This is a genomic window from Plastoroseomonas hellenica (genome assembly GCF_018129085.1).
GTDB lineage: Bacteria > Pseudomonadota > Alphaproteobacteria > Acetobacterales > Acetobacteraceae > Plastoroseomonas > Plastoroseomonas hellenica.
In genome coordinates, this window is sequence record NZ_JAAGBB010000006.1 from 196,236 (window position 1) to 214,742 (window position 18,507).

Below are 18,507 nucleotides of genomic sequence, written 5' to 3' on the forward strand. Positions count from 1 at the left end.
GGCTCACATCCCGGCCAGGCGCGCGGCGCCGAGGGCGGCTTCGTGCCGCGCCACGAGCTGCGCGACCGAGGCCTCGAAGAAAGAGAGGAAGCTCTGCGGGTGGATGCCCATCCAGACAGTCAGCAGGACCAGCGGCGCGAAGATCGCGTATTCGCGTGGCGACAGGTCGAGCAGCACCTTCAGGTCGTCGCGTCCGATGCGCCCGAAGATGACGCGCCGGTAGAGGTAGAGCATGTAGGCGGCTCCCAGGATCATGCCGAGAGCGCCGCCGAGGGCGACCCAGGGGTTCGCCCGCCAGGCGCCGACGATGACCAGCAGCTCGCCCGGGAAGTTCGCAAGGCCGGGCAGCCCGACAGAGGCCATGCTGAACAGCATGAACACCACGGCATAACCCGGCATGATCTTGGCGACGCCGCCGTAGCGCGCGATCTCACGGCTGTGCACCCGGTCGTAGAGCACGCCCACGCAGAGGAAGAGCGCGCCGGAGACCACGCCATGCGCGAGCATGGTGAAGAGCGCGCCGGAGAGGCCCTGTGCGTTGAAGGTGAAGATGCCGATCGTGACGATGCCCATATGGGCGACCGAGGAATAGGCGATCAGCTTCTTCATGTCCTCCTGCGCCAGGGCGACGAGGGAGGTGTAGACGACCGCCACCACCGAGAGCGCGAAGATGAAGGGCGCGAAGGCGGCGGAGGCATCCGGCAGCAGCGGCAGCGAGAAGCGCAGGAAGCCGTAGGCCCCCATCTTCAGCAGCACGCCGGCCAGGATGACGGAGCCCGCGGTCGGGGCTTCGACGTGCGCGTCCGGCAGCCAGGTATGCACCGGCCACATCGGCACCTTCACCGCGAAGGAGGCGAAGAAGGCGAGGAACACCCAGGTCTGGATCGCCGGCGGGATCGGCGTGCCCATCAACGCCAGGATGTCGGTGGTGCCGGCACGGTACCAGAGCAGCAGGATCGCTAGCAGCATCAGTACGGAGCCGAGCAGCGTATAGAGGAAGAACTTGAAGGCGGCGTAGACCCGCCGCGCCCCACCCCAGACCCCGATGATCAGGAACATCGGGATCAGCACGCCCTCGAAGAACACGTAGAAGAGGACGAAGTCGAGGGCGCAGAACATGCCGACCATCATCGTCTCGAGGATGAGGAAGGCGATCATGTATTCCCGCACGCGCGTCCCGATCGCCTCCCAGGAGGCGAGGATGCAGAGCGGCGTGAGCAAGGTGGAAAGCAGCACGAACAGCACCGAGATGCCGTCCACGCCCATGGCGTAGTTCACGCCGAATTCCGGCAGCCAGGACAGGTGCTCGACGAACTGGAAGTCGGCGGTGTCCCGGTCGAAGCGGAACCAGAGGATCAGCGACAGCGCGAAGGTGATCAGGCTGGTCCAGAGCGCGGTCCAGCGCGCATTGGACGCCACCACCGCCTCCTCCCCACGCACGGAGAGGATCACCAGCACGCCGGCGAGCGGCAGGAAGGTGATGAGCGAGAGCAGCGGGAAGCCGGCGGCGTTCATCGGACGGCTCCGAAGAGGAAGATCGAGACGAAGGCGACAAGTCCGATGATCATCGCGAAGGCGTAGTTGGCGACGCGCCCGGTCTGCAGCCGCACCGCGCCGCGCGCGCCGTCCACCACCAGCGACGCCGCGCCGTTCGGCATGCCGTCGATGATCCGCGCATCGCCTACCTTCCAGAGGATGTAGGCGAGCTTGCGCGCCGGCCGCACGAAGATGCGGTCATAGAGCTCGTCGAAGTACCATTTGTTCAGGAGGAACAGGTAGACGCCGCGGAACTGCGTCGCGAGCTTCGCCGGCAGCGCGGGCGCGCCCATGTAGATCGCATAGGCCAGCGCGATGCCGACCAGGCCGACGACGGTCGGCGCCAGCGGCACCCATGCCGGCACCTCATGCACGTGATGCATGATCTCGTTGCCCGCGCCGTTGACGATGGCGCCGTTCCAGAACTCTTCCCAGTGATGGCCGATGAACATCGGCGCGAAGATGTAGCCGGTGACAACAGCGCCCACCGCCAGCAGCAGCAGCGGCACCAGCATCACCCAGGGGCTCTCGTGCACATGCTCCATGGTGTGGTGGTCGGCACGCGGCGCGCCATGGAAGGTCAGGATGATCAGCCGCCAGGAATAGAAGGCGGTCAGGAAGGCAGCGATGATGCCGCAGGCGAAGGCATACATGCCGGTGGCGCTATGCGCGGCGAAGGCAGCCTCCAGCACGAAGTCCTTGGAGAAGTAGCCCGCGAAGAGGGGTACGCCCGCCAGCGCCAGGGAGCCCACCCACATCACCGCATAGGTGATCGGGATCTTCTTCCAGATGCCGCCCATCTTCCGGATGTCCTGCTCGTCCGACATCGCGTGGATGACGGAGCCGGCGCCCAGGAACAGCAGCGCCTTGAAGAAGGCATGGGTGAAGAGGTGGAAGATCGCGCCCTGATAGGCGCCGACGCCCGCCGCGAAGAACATGTAGCCGAGCTGCGAGCAGGTCGAATAGGCGATGATGCGCTTGATGTCGTTCTGCACGCAGCCGATCGTCGCGGCAAACAGCGCGGTCGAGGCGCCGACCACGGTGACGACGCCGAGCGCCACCGGCGCCTGCTCGAAGATCGGCGACATGCGCGCGACCAGGAAGACGCCGGCGGTCACCATGGTCGCCGCATGGATCAGCGCGGAGACCGGCGTCGGGCCTTCCATCGCGTCCGGCAGCCAGGTGTGCAGGCCGAGCTGCGCCGACTTGCCGCAGGCGCCGAGGAACAGCAGCACACCGATCACCTCGAGCGAACGCATGCCGAGGAAGGTGTCGGTCAGGTGCTGGTCGACGGTCGAGAAGATGCCCGCGAACTCGACCGTGCCGAAGGTCCAGAAGGTCAGCGCCAGGCCGAGCATGAAGAAGAGGTCGCCGACGCGGTTCACGATGAAGGCCTTCATCGCGGCGCGGTTGGCGCTTTCCTTCTCGTACCAGTAGCCGATCAGCAGGTAGCTCGCGAGGCCGACGCCTTCCCAGCCGAAGAAGAGCTGCACCAGGTTGTCCGCCGTCACCAGCATCAGCATCATGAAGGTAAAGAGCGAGAGGTAGCTGAAGAAGCGCGGGATCGTCGCGTCATGCGACATGTAGCCGACGCTGTAGAGGTGGATCAGGGTCGAGATGAAGGTGACCATCGCGACCATGACGACGCTCAGCGTGTCGTAGCGCAGCGCCCAGCTCACCTCGAAACCGCCGACATCGACGAAGGTCAGCAGCTCCACCACCGTCGGCGCATGGCCGAGCGCCACCTGCACGAAGGCGAGCACGCCGCAGAGCGCGGCCAGCGCCATGAAGCCCACGGTGACCCATTGCGCGGCCCGGTCGCCGATCAGGCGGCCGAAGAAGCCGGCGATGATCGAGCCCAGCAGGGGGAAGAAGACGGCTCCGACGAACATGCGCTCTAACCCCGCAAGGTGGAGATGTCCTCCACCTCGATGCTGCCGCGGTTGCGGAAGTAGACGACGACGATGGCCAGCCCGATCGCGGCCTCGGCGGCGGCGACGGTCAGGATGAACATCGCGAAGACCTGACCTGTCAGATCATTCAGCACTGAGCTGAAGCCCACCAGGTTGATGTTCACGGCCAGCAGCAGCAGCTCGACCGACATCAGGATGACGATCACGTTCTTCCGGTTCAGGAAGATGCCGAAGACGCCGAGCACGAAGAGGATGGCACCGACCGTGAGGTAGTGCCCGAGGCCGATCGCCATCTCAGTGATGCCCCCCATGGCCGTGCCCGTGATCCGCCGGCTCCGGCAGCGCCTTGGGCGCCTCCGGCTCGGGCGGGCGCAGGATGCCGAGCTCGCGGAGACCCGCGCCGGTCGGCACCTTGACCAGCCCGACGCTGCCGCTGCGCGCCACCTGGGCCGCGATGTTCTGCCGGCGCGTACCCACGCGATCGCGGAGCGTCAGCACGATGGCGCCGATCATGGCGACCAGCAGCACCAGCCCGGCGAGCTGGAAGAGATAGAGGTAGTCCGTATAGAGGATGCGCCCCAGCGCCGCCGTGTTGGAGACGCCGCCACCCGGGTTCGGGTTGAGCCTGAGATCGGCCGCATCCGGCGCGAAGCGCCAGGTGCTGAGGACGAAGATCAGCTCCAGGAACAGGATGCCGCCGATCACCGCGCCGATCGGCGCGTAACGCTGGAAGCCTTCGCGGAGCTGCGAGAAGTCGATGTCGAGCATCATCACGACGAAGAGGAACAGCACCGCGACGGCGCCGACATAGACGATGACCAGGATCATCGCCAGGAACTCCGCCCCTGCGATCAGCATCAACGCCGCGGCGTTGAAGAAGGCGAGGATCAGGAACAGCACGCTGTGCACGGGGTTGCGGCTGCTCACCACCATGACCGCGGAGGCGATCAGGACGGCGGCGAAGGCATAGAAGGCAAGGGAGGCGATCATCGCGGGCTCACCGATAAGGTGCATCGAGGCGGAGGCGCTCGGCCAGCATCGGCTCCCAGCGGTCGCCGTTATCGAGCAGCTTCTCCTTGTGGTAGATCAGCTCCTCGCGCGTCTCGGCCGCGAATTCGAGGTTCGGGCCTTCGACGATGGCATCGACCGGGCAGGCCTCCTCGCAGAGGCCGCAATAGATGCACTTCGTCATGTCGATGTCGTAGCGCGTGGTGCGGCGGCTGCCGTCCTCGCGCGGCTCGGCCTCGATGGTGATGGCCTGGGCCGGGCACACCGCCTCGCACAGCTTGCAGGCGATGCAGCGCTCCTCCCCGTTCGGATAGCGGCGCAGCGCATGCTCGCCCTTGAAGCGGGGCGAGAGGTTGCCGCGCTCGTAGGGGTAGTTCAGCGTCACCTTGGGCTTGAAGAAGTATTTCAGCGTGAGGCCCATGCCGGAGACCAGCTCCTGCAGCAGCATCGCGCGCGCGACGCGGTCGAGCATCACGGAACTCCCTTGGTATCATGCCAGCGGGCCGGCTTGCCGGCCGGCCCGAGGTCGCGAATGACGCGTTTGGGGGCCTGATTCATGCCGGCAGCCAGCCGGTCAGCTTCAGCACCGCCGCGGTCAGTACCAGCCAGAACAGGCTGAAGGGCAGGAAGACCTTCCAGCCGAGGCGCATGAGCTGGTCGTAGCGGTAGCGCGGGAAGGTCGCGCGCACCCAGATGAAGACGAAGAGGCAGAGGCAGATCTTCGCGATGAACCAGATCGGGCCGGGGATCCAGGTCAGCGGCTCCACATGCATCGGCGGGTACCAGCCACCCAGGAACAGGATGGTGGTCAGCGCCGACATCAGGATCATGTTCGCGTATTCGCCGAGGAAGAACAGCCCGAAGGACAGGCTGCTGTATTCGACGAAGAAGCCCGCCACCAGCTCGCTCTCACCCTCCGGCAGGTCGAAGGGCGCCCGGTTCGTCTCGGCCAGCGCCGAGATGAAGAAGATGACGAACATCGGGAAGAGCGGGATGAAGAACCAGACGTTCTGCTGCGCCCGCACCACCTCGGTCAGGTTCAGCGAGCCCACGCAGAGCAGCACGGTCACGATGACGAAGCCGATCGAGACCTCGTAGCTCACCATCTGGGCTGCGCTGCGCATGGCGCCGAGGAAGGCGTATTTCGAATTCGACGCCCAGCCGGCGATGATCACGCCATAGACGCCGAGCGAGCTGATCGCGAAGAGGTAGAGGACGCCGACATTGATGTTGGCGATCGCCCAGCCGTCATTCACGGGGATCACCGCCCAGGCGATCATCGCGAGACCGAAGGTGAGCATCGGCGCCAGCACGAAGAGGGCGCGGCTGGCGCCGGAGGGGATCACCGTCTCCTTCATCAGCATCTTCAGCGCGTCGGCGAAGGGCTGCAGCAGGCCGAAGGGCCCGACCACGTTCGGCCCCTTGCGGAGCTGCATGGCCGCCAGGACCTTGCGCTCGCCATAGGTGAGATAGGCCACCATGATGAGCAGCGGCACCAGCAGCGCCAGCGCCTGGGCCACGGTGATGACCAGGATCCCGATCGGAGAGGAGAGAAAGCCGTCCATCCCGCTTACTCCGCCGCCAGCCGGGGTGCCGCGCCGCCATAGATGCTGGCGCATTCCGCCATCACTTCGGAGGCGCGGGCGATGGTGTCCGCCAGGTGATAGCTCGGCAGCGCCGCGACGAAGGGCGCGCTGCCGAGGGCGACATTGCTCGCCGGCGCCGTCATGTCCGTGCAGCCGGAAGCCGGGATCGCATCCAGCGTCGCGAAGCAGGGCGCCGCCTGAGCGAGGCGCGCGCGGAGCTGCGCCAGGCTGTCATAGGGCAGCGTCTTGCCGACGCCCTCGCTGTAGGCGCGGAGGATACGCCAATCCTCCCGCGCCTCACCGGGCGGATGGATCGCGAGGAAGGCCTGCTGCGCGCGGCCTTCGGTGTTCACGTAGGTGGCGTCTTTCTCGGTATAGGCGGCACCCGGCAGGATCACGTCGGCCCGCGCCGCGGCACGGTCGCCATGGTGGCCCTGGTAGATGACGAAGGTCTCGGCCCCGATCCGCGCCGGGTCGAAGCCGTCGGCGCCGAGCAGCCAGAGCGCGTCGATATTGCCGCCCATCATGGCGCCGAGCGCCTTGCCGCCCTGCCCCGGCACGAAGCCGAGCTCCAGCGCCCCGACCTGGCCGCCGAAATGGTGCAGCATGTTGAAGCCGTGCCAGTCGGGCTTCAGCGCGCCGACCGCCTCGGCGATCTGCCAGGCGGTCGCCAGCACCGCGGCGCCGTCCGGCCGCGCAATGGCGCCGCGCCCGAGGATCACCATCGGCCGCTGCGCGTCCTTCAGCACCTCGGCGAAGCCCTGGCCGGCGAGAAGCGCGGTCAGCGTCTCCGGCCCTTCGCCCAGGACCTTTACCGGATAGGTGAAGTCGGTCTTCGGTCCGACCACGCCGACCTTGAGTTTGCCAAGGCTCCAGCGCTTGCGGATGCGTGCGTTCAGCACCGGGGCCTCGCGCCGCACATCGCTGCCGATGATCAGAAGCGCATCCGCCTCGTCGATGCCGGCGATGCCGGAATTGAAGCGGAACCAGTCGCCGCGCGACGCGTCGATCGCGGCGCCATCCTGCCGGCAGTCGAGATTGGCGCTGCCATAGGCGGCCATGAGGTCCTTCAGCGCCAGCACGCTCTCGGCATCCACCAGGTCGCCGGCGATGGCGCCGATACGGTCCCCAGGGAGTCCCTCCAGCTTCTTGGCGATGGCCGCGAAGGCTTCCGCCCAGGTCGCCGGCGCCAGCTTGCCGTCGCGCCGCACCCAGGGGCGGTCGAGACGCTTGCGCTTGAGGCCGTCGAAGGAGAAGCGGCCGCGATCGGCCATCCATTCCTCGTTCACGGCCTCGTTCACGCGCGGCAGGATGCGCATCACCTCGGGGCCGCGGCTGTCGACGCGAATTGCGGTGCCGACCGCGTCCTGGACGTCGATGCTGTCGGTCTTGCGCAGCTCCCAGGGGCGGGAGACGAAAGCGTAGGGTCGGCTGGTCAGCGCACCCACCGGGCAGATGTCGATCAGATTGCCGGAGAGCTCGCTGGTCAGAGCCTTCTCGACATAGGTACCGATCTCCATGTTCTCGCCGCGATTGGTGCCGCCGAGCTCCGGCGTGCCCGCGACCTCGGCCGCGAAGCGCACGCAGCGGGTGCACTGGATGCAGCGGGTCATGATCGTCTTGATCAGTGGCCCGACATACTTGTCCTTCACCACGCGCTTCTCTTCGCGATAGCGCGAATGGTCCATGCCATAGCCCATGGCCTGGTCCTGCAGGTCGCATTCACCGCCCTGGTCGCAGATCGGGCAATCCAGCGGATGGTTGATCAGCAGGAATTCCATCACCCCGCGGCGCGCGTTGCGCACCACGGGCGTGTCGGTGAAGACCTTCATGCCGTCCGCGACCGGATAGGCGCAGGAGGCGACGGGCTTCGGCGCGCGCTCCACCTCGACCAAGCACATGCGGCAATTGCCGGCGATCGACAGGCGCTCGTGATAGCAAAAGCGGGGAATTTCCTTCCCCGCCGCTTCGCACGCCTGCAGCACCGTGGCGCCGTTGGGGACTTCGACCTCGATGCCGTCGACTGTGACCTTGGCCATCGCCCCTACTCCGCCGCCATCGGCATCGTCGTGTGCCGCGCCTTGTACTGCGCGATCCGTTCTTCCATCAACGGGCGGAAGTGACGGATCAGCCCCTGCACCGGCCAGACGCCGCCATCGGCCAGCGCGCAGATGGTATGGCCTTCGATGCGGCGCGTGACGTTTTCGAGAAGGTCGATCTCCTCGATCTCCGCCCTGCCCTCCACCATCCGGTCCATCAGGCGCTTCTGCCAGCCCATGCCCTCACGGCACGGCGTGCACTGGCCGCAGCTCTCATGCTTGTAGAAGGCGGCGAGACGCGCGATCGCCTTGATGAGGTCAGTGGACTTGTCCATCACGATCACGGCGGCGGTGCCAAGACCCGATTTGTGCTCGCGCAGCGCGTCGAAATCCATCAGCACGTCGTCGCATATCGACTTCGGCAGCAGCGGCGTCGAGGACCCGCCCGGGATCACGCAGAGCAGGTTGTCCCAGCCACCGCGCACGCCGCCGGCGTGACGCTCGATGAGCTCCCGCATCGGGATGCTCATCTCCTCCTCGACATTGCAGGGCTTGTTCACATGGCCCTGGATGCAGAAGAGCTTGGTGCCGGAATTCTTCGGCCGCCCGAAGGAGGCGAACCAGGTGGCGCCGCGCCTGAGGATGGTCGGCACCACGGCGATGGTCTCGACATTGTTCACCGTGGTCGGGCAGCCATAGAGGCCGACGGCCGCCGGGAATGGCGGCTTCAGCCGCGGCATGCCCTTCTTGCCCTCGAGGCTCTCGATCAGCGCCGTCTCCTCGCCGCAGATATAGGCGCCGGCGCCGCGGTGCAGGTAGAGGTCGAAATCCCAGCCCGAGCCCGCCGCGTTCTTGCCGAGCAGTCCCGCGTCGTAGGCCTCGTCGATCGCGGCCTGCAGGGTGACGCTCTCGTTGTAGAATTCGCCACGGATGTAGATGTAGGCGGCATGCGCGCCCATGGCGAAGGAGGCGAGCAGGCAGCCTTCGATCAGCGTGTGCGGATCATGGCGCGCGATGTCGCGGTCCTTGCAGGTGCCGGGCTCCGACTCGTCGCAATTGACGACGAGGTAGGAGGGGCGGCCGTCGCTCTGCTTCGGCATGAAGGACCACTTCATGCCGGTCGGGAAGCCGGCGCCGCCGCGGCCGCGCAGCCCTGAATTCTTCATCTCCTCGACGATCCAGTCGCGCCCCTTGGCGATGATCGCCGCGGTGCCGTCCCAGTTGCCGCGCCTGCGCGCCGCTTCCAGGTTCCACGGCTGCGCGCCGTAGAGGTTCGTGAAGATGCGGTCCTTGTCGGCGAGCGCCATGGTCCTATTCCCCTGCCGCCGGAACGTCGTGGAGCACAAGCGGCCCGCCCTCCGGCGCGCTGGTCTGGCGCCCGATGGTGCTGCCCGGCTGCGGACGTTCGCCGCGGCGCAGCGCCTCGATCAGCGCGACGGTACGGTCGTAGTCGAGGTCTTCGTAGAAATCATCGTCGACCGCCAGGATCGGCGCGTTCACGCAGGCACCGAGGCATTCGACCTCGCTCAGCGTGAACAGGCCATCCTGGCTGGTATCGCCATAGCCTTTCAGGTGTCCGGCATCCTTGCAGGCGCGCAGCACGTCGTCGGAGCCGCGCAGCCAGCAGGGCGTGGTGCCGCAGACCTGCAGGTGGAAGCGCCCGATCGGCTTGGTATTGAACATGAAGTAGAAGGTCGCGACCTCATAGACGCGGATCGGCGGCATCGACAGCCGCTCGGCCACCGCATCCATCGCAACCCGCGGCACCCAGGCGCTGCCCGTCGCGCGGCCCATCTGCTTCTGTGCGATGTAGAGCAGCGGGATCACCGCGCTCGCCTGCTTCCCTTCCGGATAGCGCGCGACGATCTTCTCGATCTGCGCATTGCTGTCCGCATCGAAGGCGAAGTGGTCGGGCTCCGGATGGCTCACCGGTCGATCTCCCCGAAGACGATGTCGAGCGAGCCGATGACGGCCACCGCATCAGCCAGCATATGGCCCTTGGACAGCACCTCCATCGCCTGGAGATGCGCATAGCCCGGCGCGCGGATCTTGCAGCGATAGGGCCGGTTGGTGCCGTCGGAGACCATGTACAGGCCGAACTCGCCCTTCGGCGCCTCGGTCGCCGTGTAGGTCGCACCCGCCGGCACGTGATAGCCTTCGGTGTAGAGCTTGAAGTGATGGATCAGGCTCTCCATCGAGCGCTTCATGTCGCCCCGGCTCGGCGGCACGATCTTGCTGTCCGGCACCTTGACCGGGCCCGGCTTCATCGCGGCCAGGCACTGGTCGATGATGCGCAGCGACTGCCGCATCTCCAGCATGCGCACCAGGTACCGGTCGTAGCAGTCGCCCTGCCGACCCACCGGCACGTCGAACTCGACCCGGTCGTACATGTCGTAGGGCTGCGCCTTGCGCAGGTCCCAGGCGCAGCCGGACGCGCGCAGGCAGGGGCCGGAGAAGCCCCAGGCGATCGCCTGCTCCGCGGTCATCACGCCGATATCGACGGTGCGCTGCTTGAAGATGCGGTTCTCGTTCAGCAGCCCTTCGAGATCGTCGAGGAAGGCCGGGAACTGCTGCGCCCAGGCGCCGATCCGGTCGATCACCTCGGGCGGGATGTCCTTGGCGACGCCGCCGGGGCGGAAGTAATTGACGTGGTAATGGCTGCCGCCCGCGGCCTCGTAGAACTCCAGCAGCTTCTCGCGCTGCTCGAAGCCCCAGAGCGAGGGCGTGATGGCACCGACGTCCAGCGCGTAGGTCGTGCAGTTCAGCAGGTGGTTCAGGATCCGCGTCAGTTCCGCGAACAGAGTGCGGAGCCATTTGGCGCGCTCCGGCACCTCGCCCTCGATGCCGAGCAGGCGCTCCGTCGCCAGCGCGAAGCTGTGCTCCATCGACATCGGCGAGACGTAGTCCAGGCGGTCCATGTAGGGCAGCGCCTGGATATAGGTTTTGTATTCGATCAGCTTTTCGGTGCCGCGATGCAGGAGGCCGATATGCGGATCGGCCCGCTCCACCAACTCCCCCTTCAGCTCCAGGATCAGGCGCAGCACGCCATGGGCGGCCGGATGCTGGGGGCCGAAATTGATGGTGTGCGTCGCCTCCTCGCCGCTCTTGAGCTGCGTCGGTTCCTCGGCGGCGGTGAAGGGCGAGACGCCGGCGGCGGCGCGCTTCGCCAGTTCGGAAGAGGCGACGCTCATCGCGGACCCTCGATCTTGGCGCGATCCTCGCGCGTCAGGTGCACTTTCTCGTCGCCCGGAAGCGCGGTCATCGCCTCCCAGGGGCTCAGGAAGTCGAAGTTGCGGAAGTCCTGGGCGAGCTGGACGGGTTCGTAGACCACCTGCTTGCGGTTCTCGTCGTAGCGCAGCTCGACATGGCCCGTGAGCGGGAAGTCCTTGCGCAGCGGATGCCCTTCGAAGCCGTAATCCGTCAGGATGCGGCGCATGTCGGCGAGGCCGGCGAAGACGACGCCGTACATGTCCCAGCACTCGCGCTCGTACCAGACGGCGACCGGCCAAAGGCCGGAGAGCGAGGGCACCGGCTGATCGCCATCGGTCGTGGTGATGACCCGGACGCGCCGGTTCAGCGACAGGCTGAGCAGGTTGCTCACCACCTCGAATCGCTCCGGCTGCTCCGGCCAGTCGACGCCGCAGATGTCCATGAGCTGCTCGAAGGCGAAGCGCGGATCGTCGCGCAGCATCGCGTGCAGCGATGCCCATTGCGCGCGCGCCACGCGCAGCACCAGCTCCGCGCCGCCGCACGCGAGGGTGACGGAGGAGACGGCCGCGCCGGCGGCCTTCGCGATCTCCTCGCCGAGCACCAGCAACGGATTGGGCGCCGCCGCGGGGGTTTCGGTCGTCGGGTCAGCCACGGAGGATGCTCCCGGTACGGCGGATCTTCTTCTGGAGCTGCAGAATGCCGTAGACCAGCGCCTCCGCGGTCGGCGGGCAGCCCGGCACATAGACATCGACCGGCACGATCCGGTCGCAGCCGCGCACCACGCTGTAGCTGTAGTGGTAATAGCCGCCGCCATTGGCGCAGGAACCCATGGAGATGACCCAGCGCGGCTCGGCCATCTGGTCGTAGACCTTGCGCAGCGCGGGGGCCATCTTGTTGGTCAGCGTGCCGGCCACGATCATCACGTCCGACTGCCGGGGCGAGCCGCGCGGGATCGCGCCGAAGCGGTCGAGGTCGTAGCGCGCCATATAGGCATGGATCATCGGCACGGCGCAGCAGGCGAGGCCGAAGGTCATCGGCCAGAGGCTGCCGGTGCGCGCCCAGTTCACCACCTTGTCGATATTGGCGACGATGAAGCCCTTGTCCTCGATCTCGCCGGTGATGCCCTTCACGACCGCGTCCTGCGCCGGTCCCGGCGGCAGGTGGTCCTTGTTCCAGGCGATGTCGGTGGAACCGCTCATCGGGTGTCTCCTGCGGGCAATTGGGCGCCGCTCATTCCCAGTCGAGGGCGCCTTTGCGCCACTCGTAGATGAAACCGACGGTGAGCACCCCGAGGAAGCCCATCATCGAGCCGAAGCCGAGCCAGCCGATATCCCCGAGCGCCACCGCCCAGGGGAAGAGGAAGGCGACCTCCAGGTCGAAGATGATGAAGAGGATCGCCACCAGGTAGAACCGCACGTCGAAGCGGCGGCGGGTGTCGTCGAAGGGCTCGAAGCCGCATTCGTAGGTGGAGAGCTTCTCCGCATCCGGCTTCTGCTTCGCTGCCAGAACGGAACCGCCGACCATGGCGATGGCGATGCCGGCAGCGATTCCGAGGAAGACGAGGATCGGGAAGTACTCGGCAAGGAGCGGCTGCGTCATGCTGTGTTCGGCCTTCTAGATGCGCAGCCAGCATCCGGCCACGCCTTGCCGCGCGGCGGCGGGACCGCAGCGCAGCATGGCGCGGACCATAGCCTCGCCCCGCGCGCTTCGCCATAGGGGCCGTGCATGGAATCCAAGGCTTTGCACGTGGCGAAATGGTCATGTCGGCGGCCTGAAACGCCGAACGGCGCCGGCCCCTGAGGGGCCGGCGCCGTTCGGCATCCGCTGCGTCGCGTGGCGCGAGTGACGGGGCTCGAACCCGCGACCTCCGGCGTGACAGGCCGGCGCTCTAACCAACTGAGCTACACCCGCTTGCGGCGTGGCGGCGGAATACGGCCGGGGCCCTCCGGTGTCAAGCACGTGGCAGCCGGGAAATCGAGCCGACAGGAAATGGGCGCTGACGGGTTCGAACCGCCGACATCCTGTGTGTAAGACAGGCGCTCTACCGCTGAGCTAAGCGCCCCCCTGCGGGAAGCCTCGTTGTCCGTCCGTTTGCGCCTTCGGACAATGCCCCGCCTGCGCTTCGCGGACCTGGGCGGGCACGCAGCCCTGCCCGAGCGAGGGCCCTAGCCCACCGCTTCCTTGAGGCCCTTGCCGGCCTTGAAGCGCACCGTGGTGGTCTCCGGCACCGCGATTTCCTCGCCGGTGCGCGGATTGCGGCCGGTGCCCCCCTTGCGCTTCGAGATGGCGAAGCTGCCGAAGCCGACGAGGCGCACCTCCTGCTTCTGCTTCAGCGCTGCGGTGATGGCGTCGAAGACGACGTCGATCAGCTCGCCGGCTTTCGCCTTCGGCAGATCGCCTGCTTCGGCCACGGCCGCGATGAGATCCTGCTTGTTCACGATCGAAGCTCCCCTGCCCCGCCGATGGCAGGGTCCCGACACGCGCTTCCCTGACGATGGCCGGGACTCTAGGCGGGCCGATTCGCGGCCGTCAATCGCGGGAGAGCCACAGTCGCGGATAAGCGAAGCCCGGCGCGGGAACCGCGCCGGGCTTGTACACGCCTGCCGGGAAGTGGCGTCAGTGCGGGCGCACGGCGCCGCCGGGGTCCTCGGCACCGCGGGCCGCGGGCGCCTCCTCGGCCGGCTCTTCCCAGGCAATGGCCTCAGGTTTCTTCGCCAATGCCTTGCCGATGACCTCATCGGCATGGCTGACAGCGATGATCGTCAACGCCTTGGTGACGTTGTCCGGGATGTCGGCCAGGTCCTTCTCGTTGTCCTTCGGGATGAAGACCGTGGTGATCCCGGCGCGGAGCGCCGCCAGCAGCTTCTCCTTGAGGCCGCCGATCGGCAGCACGCGGCCGCGCAGCGTGATCTCGCCGGTCATGGCGATGTCCTTGCGCACGGGGATGCCGGTCAGCACCGAGACGATGCTGGTCGCCATCGCGACACCCGCCGAAGGCCCGTCCTTGGGCGTGGCGCCCTCCGGCACGTGCACGTGGATGTCGCGCTTCTCGAACACCGTCGGGCGGATGCCGAATGTGGCACTCCGGCTGCGGACATAGGACAGCGCCGCGGAGACGCTTTCCTGCATCACATCGCCGAGCTTGCCGGTGGTCTTCACGTTGCCCTTGCCCGGCAGCAGCACGGATTCGATGGTCAGGATCTCGCCACCAACCTCGGTCCAGGCAAGGCCCGTGACCACCCCCACCATGTCCTCGGCTTCCGCCTCGCCGTAGCGGAACTTCCGCACGCCGGCGAACTTCTCGAGGTTCTTGCGGGTGATCGCGACCTTCCGCGCCTTTTTGGAGACGATCTCCTTCACGGCCTTGCGCGCCAGGCCCGCAATCTCACGCTCCAGGCTGCGCACGCCGGCTTCGCGCGTGTAGTAGCGCACCAGGTCGAGCAGCGCCTCGTCGGAGAGGCTCCACTCGCCCTCCTTCAGCCCATTCGCCTCCGACTGCTTCTTGAGCAGGTGGCGCTTGGCGATCTGCACCTTCTCATCCTCGGTGTAGCCGGGGATGCGGATGATCTCCATGCGGTCCAGCAGCGGCTGCGGCATGCGGAGCGAGTTCGCGGTGGTCACGAACATCACGTCCGAGAGGTCGTAATCCACCTCCAGGTAGTGGTCCGCGAAGGTCGCGTTCTGCTCGGGGTCCAGCACCTCCAGCAGCGCAGACGACGGGTCGCCGCGCCAGTCGGCGCCGAGCTTGTCGATCTCGTCGAGCAGGAAGAGCGGGTTGGACGTCTTCGCCTTCTTCATGCCCTGGATAACCTTGCCGGGCATGGAGCCGATATAGGTGCGCCGGTGGCCGCGCACCTCCGCCTCGTCGCGCACGCCGCCCAACGACATGCGGACGAAGTTGCGTCCCGTCGCCTTGGCGATCGACTTGCCGAGCGAGGTCTTGCCGACGCCGGGCGGGCCGACCAGGCAGAGGATGGGCCCGCGGATCTTCGGGCTGCGGCTCTGCACCGCCAGATACTCGATGATCCGCTCCTTGACCTTCTCGAGGCCGTAGTGGTCGGCATCGAGCACGCGCTCGGCCTCGACGATGTCGTTCTTGACCTTGCTGCGCTTCTTCCAGGGGATCGAGAGCATCCAGTCGAGGTAGTTGCGGACGACCGTCGCCTCGGCGCTCATCGGCGACATGCTGCGCAGCTTCTTCAGCTCCGCCAGTGCCTTCTCGCGCGCATCCTTGGACAGCTTGGTGGCCTTGATCTTGGCCTCGAGCTCGGCGGTTTCGTCCTTACCGTCCTCGCCCTCGCCCAGCTCCTTCTGGATCGCCTTGAGCTGCTCGTTCAGGTAGTACTCGCGCTGGGTCTTCTCCATCTGCCGCTTCACGCGGTTCCGGATGCGCTTCTCGACCTGCAGCACGCCGATCTCGCCCTCCATATGGGCAAAGACGCGCTCCAGCCGGCCGACGACGCCGACCGTCTCGAGGAGTTCCTGCTTCTCGCTGATCTTGAGGCTGAGGTGGCTCGCGACCGTGTCGGCGAGCTTGTTCGGGTCTTCGATCTGGTTGATCGAGACCAGCACCTCCGGCGCGATCTTCTTGTTGAGCTTCACATATTGCTCGAACTGCCCGACCACGCTGCGGGCCAGCGCCTCGGCCTCCCGCCCCTCGACGGGGCTGTCGGCGACCGCCTCGGCGAAGGCCTCGAAATGGGTCTGGGTCTCGCGGTAGCCGGCGATGCGCGCGCGGCGGCCGCCTTCGACCAGCACCTTCACGGTGCCGTCCGGCAGCTTCAGGAGCTGCAGCACGGTGGAGATGGTGCCGACTTCATAGAGATCGTCGGGGCCGGGATCGTCCTGGGCGGCGTTCTTCTGCGCGACCAGGAGGATCTGCTTGTCCTCCTTCATCACGGCTTCGAGCGCACGGACCGATTTTTCGCGGCCGACGAAGAGCGGCACGATCATGTGGGGAAAGACGACGATGTCCCGCAACGGCAGGACGGGAAGGAGTTCACCCTTCAGGGTGTCGGAAGGCTTATCCGCCATGGGGACCTCACATCGGACGATCGGCACCCGGTCCGCCCCCGGTGGGTTGTATCACCGGTTTGGAGCGGCGCGGGCCAGGGCCGCGGGAGAAGAGACAGATGGCCCCGCGCGGGACCCGCAGCAAGGCCCGGCCGTTGGGCCGGGCCGGGTTGGGCTTGATCAGGCGCTAGATTGCTCCGCCGCCCGTTCACCATAGATGAAGAGCGGACTGCCGCGCCCTTCCGCCACCTCCTTGTTGACCACGACCTCGTCGACATCCTCGAGGCCGGGAAGGTCGAACATGGTGGTGAGCAGGATGGTCTCCATGATCGAACGCAGGCCCCGCGCGCCGGTCTTGCGCTGGATGGCGCGGGTGGCGACGGAGCGCAGCGCATCCTCGGTGAAGGTGAGCTTCGCCCCCTCCATCTCGAACAGGCGCTGGTACTGCTTGACCAGGGCGTTCTTCGGCTTGGAGAGGATCTCGACCAGGGTCTTCTCGTCGAGGTCGTCGAGCGTCGCCAGCACCGGCAGGCGGCCGATGAATTCCGGAATCAGGCCGAATTTCAGCAGATCCTCTGGCTCCACCTCGCGCAGGATCTGGCCGGTGCGGCGCTCGTCCGGGTCGCGGACCTCGGCCCCGAAGCCGATGCCCGAGCCCTTGCCGCGCGCCCCGATGATCTTCTCGAGCCCCGAGAAGGCGCCACCCACGATGAACAGGATGTTCGAGGTGTCGACCTGGAGGAATTCCTGCTGCGGGTGCTTGCGCCCACCCTGCGGCGGCACCGAGGCGACGGTGCCCTCCATGATCTTCAGGAGCGCCTGCTGCACGCCCTCGCCGCTCACGTCGCGGGTGATCGAGGGGTTGTCGGACTTGCGGCTGATCTTGTCGACCTCGTCGATATAGACGATGCCGCGCTGCGCCCGCTCCACGTTGTAGTCGGCGGATTGCAGCAGCTTGAGGATGATGTTCTCCACATCCTCGCCGACATAGCCGGCCTCGGTCAGCGTGGTCGCATCCGCCATGGTGAAGGGCACGTCGAGGATTCGGGCCAGCGTCTGCGCGAGCAGGGTCTTGCCCGAGCCGGTCGGCCCGATCAGCATGATGTTGGACTTCGCGATCTCCACATCGCCGCCCTTGGCGCCATGCGCCAGGCGTTTGTAGTGATTGTGGACCGCGACCGAGAGGACCTTCTTGGCATGGTCCTGTCCGATGACGTAATCATCGAGGACCTTGCAGATCTCCTTCGGCGTCGGGACCCCGTCCCGGGTCTTCACCAGCTGCGTCTTGTGCTCCTCACGGATGATGTCCATGCAGAGTTCGACGCATTCGTCGCAGATGAAGACGGTCGGGCCGGCGATGAGCTTCCGGACCTCGTGCTGGGACTTGCCGCAGAACGAGCAGTAGAGCGTGTTCTTCGAATCGCCGGATTTGGTCATGGGCACTCCCGGCCCCCTCTCAGAGTCTCGGGGGCGTCATCGGACTGTAGCCCCCCGGCCGTCCGGGGGGGAAGATAAAGGCTGGCGCGGCCTTTCGTGCCGCCCCCGGTGTCACCCTTTGGCACCATCGCCCGCCGGCAGCGGCCGCTGCTCCACCACTTGGTCGATCAGGCCCCAATCGCGGGCCTCCTCGGACGACATGTAGCTGTCGCGTTCCAGCTTGGCCTGGATCGCCTCCAGGGTCTGGCCGGTATGCTTCCGGTAGATCTCGTTCAGGCGCTCGCGCACCTTCAGGATCTCGCGCGCCTGGATCTCGATGTCCGTCGCCTGGCCCTGGGCGCCGCCGGAAGGCTGATGGACCATGATCCGGCTGTTCGGCAGGCCATAGCGCTTGCCCTTCTCGCCGGCGGTCAGCAGCAGGGAGCCCATGGAGGCAGCCTGGCCGATACAGACCGTGGAGACCGGGGCGCGGATGTATTGCATGGTGTCATACATCGCGAGGCCGGCAGTCACCACGCCGCCCGGAGAATTGATATAGAAAGCGATGTCCTTGTTCGGGTTCTCGCTCTCCAGGAACAACAACTGCGCGCAGATCAGGGCCGAGACCTGGTCGAAGACCGGCCCGGTCAGGAAGATGATACGTTCCTTCAGAAGGCGCGAATAGATGTCGAAGGCCCGTTCGCCGCGTGCCGTCTGCTCGACGACCATGGGGACGAGAGTGTTGTTGTAGACTTCGAGCGGATCACGGTCCCGCATAGTCAAATC

17 protein-coding genes and 2 tRNA genes are annotated in these 18,507 nt (G+C 66.7%); all 19 read right to left on the reverse strand.

Annotation, left to right across the window (positions count from 1 at the left end):
• Positions 1-3 precede the first annotated feature (3 nt).
• Entirely contained in the window at positions 4-1,515 is a 1,512-nt protein-coding gene (locus GXW71_RS07175) for an NADH-quinone oxidoreductase subunit M (RefSeq protein ID WP_211851727.1), read from the reverse strand.
• Positions 1,512-3,428, reverse strand: a complete 1,917-nt coding sequence (nuoL, locus tag GXW71_RS07180; protein WP_211851728.1) for an NADH-quinone oxidoreductase subunit L — start codon at positions 3,426-3,428, stop codon at positions 1,512-1,514. Before nuoL ends, GXW71_RS07175 begins: the two co-directional genes overlap by 4 nt.
• Before the next feature lie 5 nt (positions 3,429-3,433).
• Positions 3,434-3,760: an NADH-quinone oxidoreductase subunit NuoK gene (gene nuoK / locus GXW71_RS07185; RefSeq protein ID WP_456315904.1), complete on the reverse strand. Its 327-nt coding sequence runs from the start codon at positions 3,758-3,760 to the stop codon at positions 3,434-3,436.
• On the reverse strand, positions 3,744-4,439 hold the full coding sequence (locus GXW71_RS07190) for an NADH-quinone oxidoreductase subunit J (protein WP_211851729.1): 696 nt from the start codon (positions 4,437-4,439) through the stop codon (positions 3,744-3,746). The genes nuoK and GXW71_RS07190 overlap by 17 nt, the downstream gene beginning before the upstream one ends.
• A gap of 7 nt (positions 4,440-4,446) precedes the next feature.
• On the reverse strand, positions 4,447-4,929 hold the full coding sequence (gene nuoI, locus GXW71_RS07195; protein WP_211851730.1) for an NADH-quinone oxidoreductase subunit NuoI: 483 nt from the start codon (positions 4,927-4,929) through the stop codon (positions 4,447-4,449).
• Between the two features lie 82 nt (positions 4,930-5,011).
• A complete protein-coding gene (gene nuoH, locus GXW71_RS07200) occupies positions 5,012-6,022 on the reverse strand; it encodes an NADH-quinone oxidoreductase subunit NuoH (RefSeq protein WP_211851731.1) in 1,011 nt (336 codons plus the stop codon).
• 5 nt (positions 6,023-6,027) lie between these two features.
• Complete coding sequence (gene nuoG / locus GXW71_RS07205) at positions 6,028-8,082, reverse strand: NADH-quinone oxidoreductase subunit NuoG (RefSeq protein ID WP_211851732.1); 2,055 nt, start codon at positions 8,080-8,082, stop codon at positions 6,028-6,030.
• Between the two features lie 5 nt (positions 8,083-8,087).
• Entirely contained in the window at positions 8,088-9,389 is a 1,302-nt protein-coding gene (nuoF, locus tag GXW71_RS07210) for an NADH-quinone oxidoreductase subunit NuoF (RefSeq protein ID WP_211851733.1), read from the reverse strand.
• 4 nt (positions 9,390-9,393) lie between these two features.
• Entirely contained in the window at positions 9,394-10,011 is a 618-nt protein-coding gene (locus GXW71_RS07215) for a complex I 24 kDa subunit family protein (protein ID WP_211851734.1), read from the reverse strand.
• Positions 10,008-11,273 carry an NADH-quinone oxidoreductase subunit D gene (locus tag GXW71_RS07220; RefSeq protein WP_211851735.1) on the reverse strand — a complete coding sequence of 422 codons (1,266 nt, stop codon included), beginning with the start codon at positions 11,271-11,273 and terminating at the stop codon, positions 10,008-10,010. The genes GXW71_RS07215 and GXW71_RS07220 overlap by 4 nt, the downstream gene beginning before the upstream one ends.
• Positions 11,270-11,944, reverse strand: a complete 675-nt coding sequence (locus tag GXW71_RS07225; RefSeq protein WP_367615878.1) for an NADH-quinone oxidoreductase subunit C — start codon at positions 11,942-11,944, stop codon at positions 11,270-11,272. The genes GXW71_RS07220 and GXW71_RS07225 overlap by 4 nt, the downstream gene beginning before the upstream one ends.
• Entirely contained in the window at positions 11,937-12,491 is a 555-nt protein-coding gene (locus GXW71_RS07230) for a NuoB/complex I 20 kDa subunit family protein (protein WP_211851736.1), read from the reverse strand. The genes GXW71_RS07225 and GXW71_RS07230 overlap by 8 nt, the downstream gene beginning before the upstream one ends.
• Positions 12,492-12,522: 31 nt before the next feature.
• A complete protein-coding gene (locus GXW71_RS07235) occupies positions 12,523-12,891 on the reverse strand; it encodes an NADH-quinone oxidoreductase subunit A (RefSeq protein WP_211851737.1) in 369 nt (122 codons plus the stop codon).
• 235 nt (positions 12,892-13,126) lie between these two features.
• Positions 13,127-13,203 (reverse strand) — tRNA-Asp (locus GXW71_RS07240).
• A gap of 79 nt (positions 13,204-13,282) precedes the next feature.
• Positions 13,283-13,354 (reverse strand) — tRNA-Val (locus GXW71_RS07245).
• 103 nt (positions 13,355-13,457) lie between these two features.
• A complete protein-coding gene (locus GXW71_RS07250) occupies positions 13,458-13,730 on the reverse strand; it encodes an HU family DNA-binding protein (protein ID WP_211851769.1) in 273 nt (90 codons plus the stop codon).
• A 178-nt stretch (positions 13,731-13,908) separates the two neighbouring features.
• The gene (gene lon / locus GXW71_RS07255; RefSeq protein WP_211851738.1) at positions 13,909-16,326 is read right to left on the reverse strand and encodes an endopeptidase La; all 2,418 of its coding nucleotides are present in this window, start codon (positions 16,324-16,326) and stop codon (positions 13,909-13,911) included.
• A 159-nt stretch (positions 16,327-16,485) separates the two neighbouring features.
• Positions 16,486-17,742: an ATP-dependent Clp protease ATP-binding subunit ClpX gene (clpX, locus tag GXW71_RS07260; RefSeq protein WP_211851739.1), complete on the reverse strand. Its 1,257-nt coding sequence runs from the start codon at positions 17,740-17,742 to the stop codon at positions 16,486-16,488.
• A 111-nt stretch (positions 17,743-17,853) separates the two neighbouring features.
• Positions 17,854-18,498 (reverse strand): ATP-dependent Clp endopeptidase proteolytic subunit ClpP, encoded by a 645-nt coding sequence (gene clpP / locus GXW71_RS07265; RefSeq protein ID WP_211851740.1) that lies wholly within the window; start codon positions 18,496-18,498, stop codon positions 17,854-17,856.
• Between the last annotated feature and the right edge of the window lie 9 nt (positions 18,499-18,507).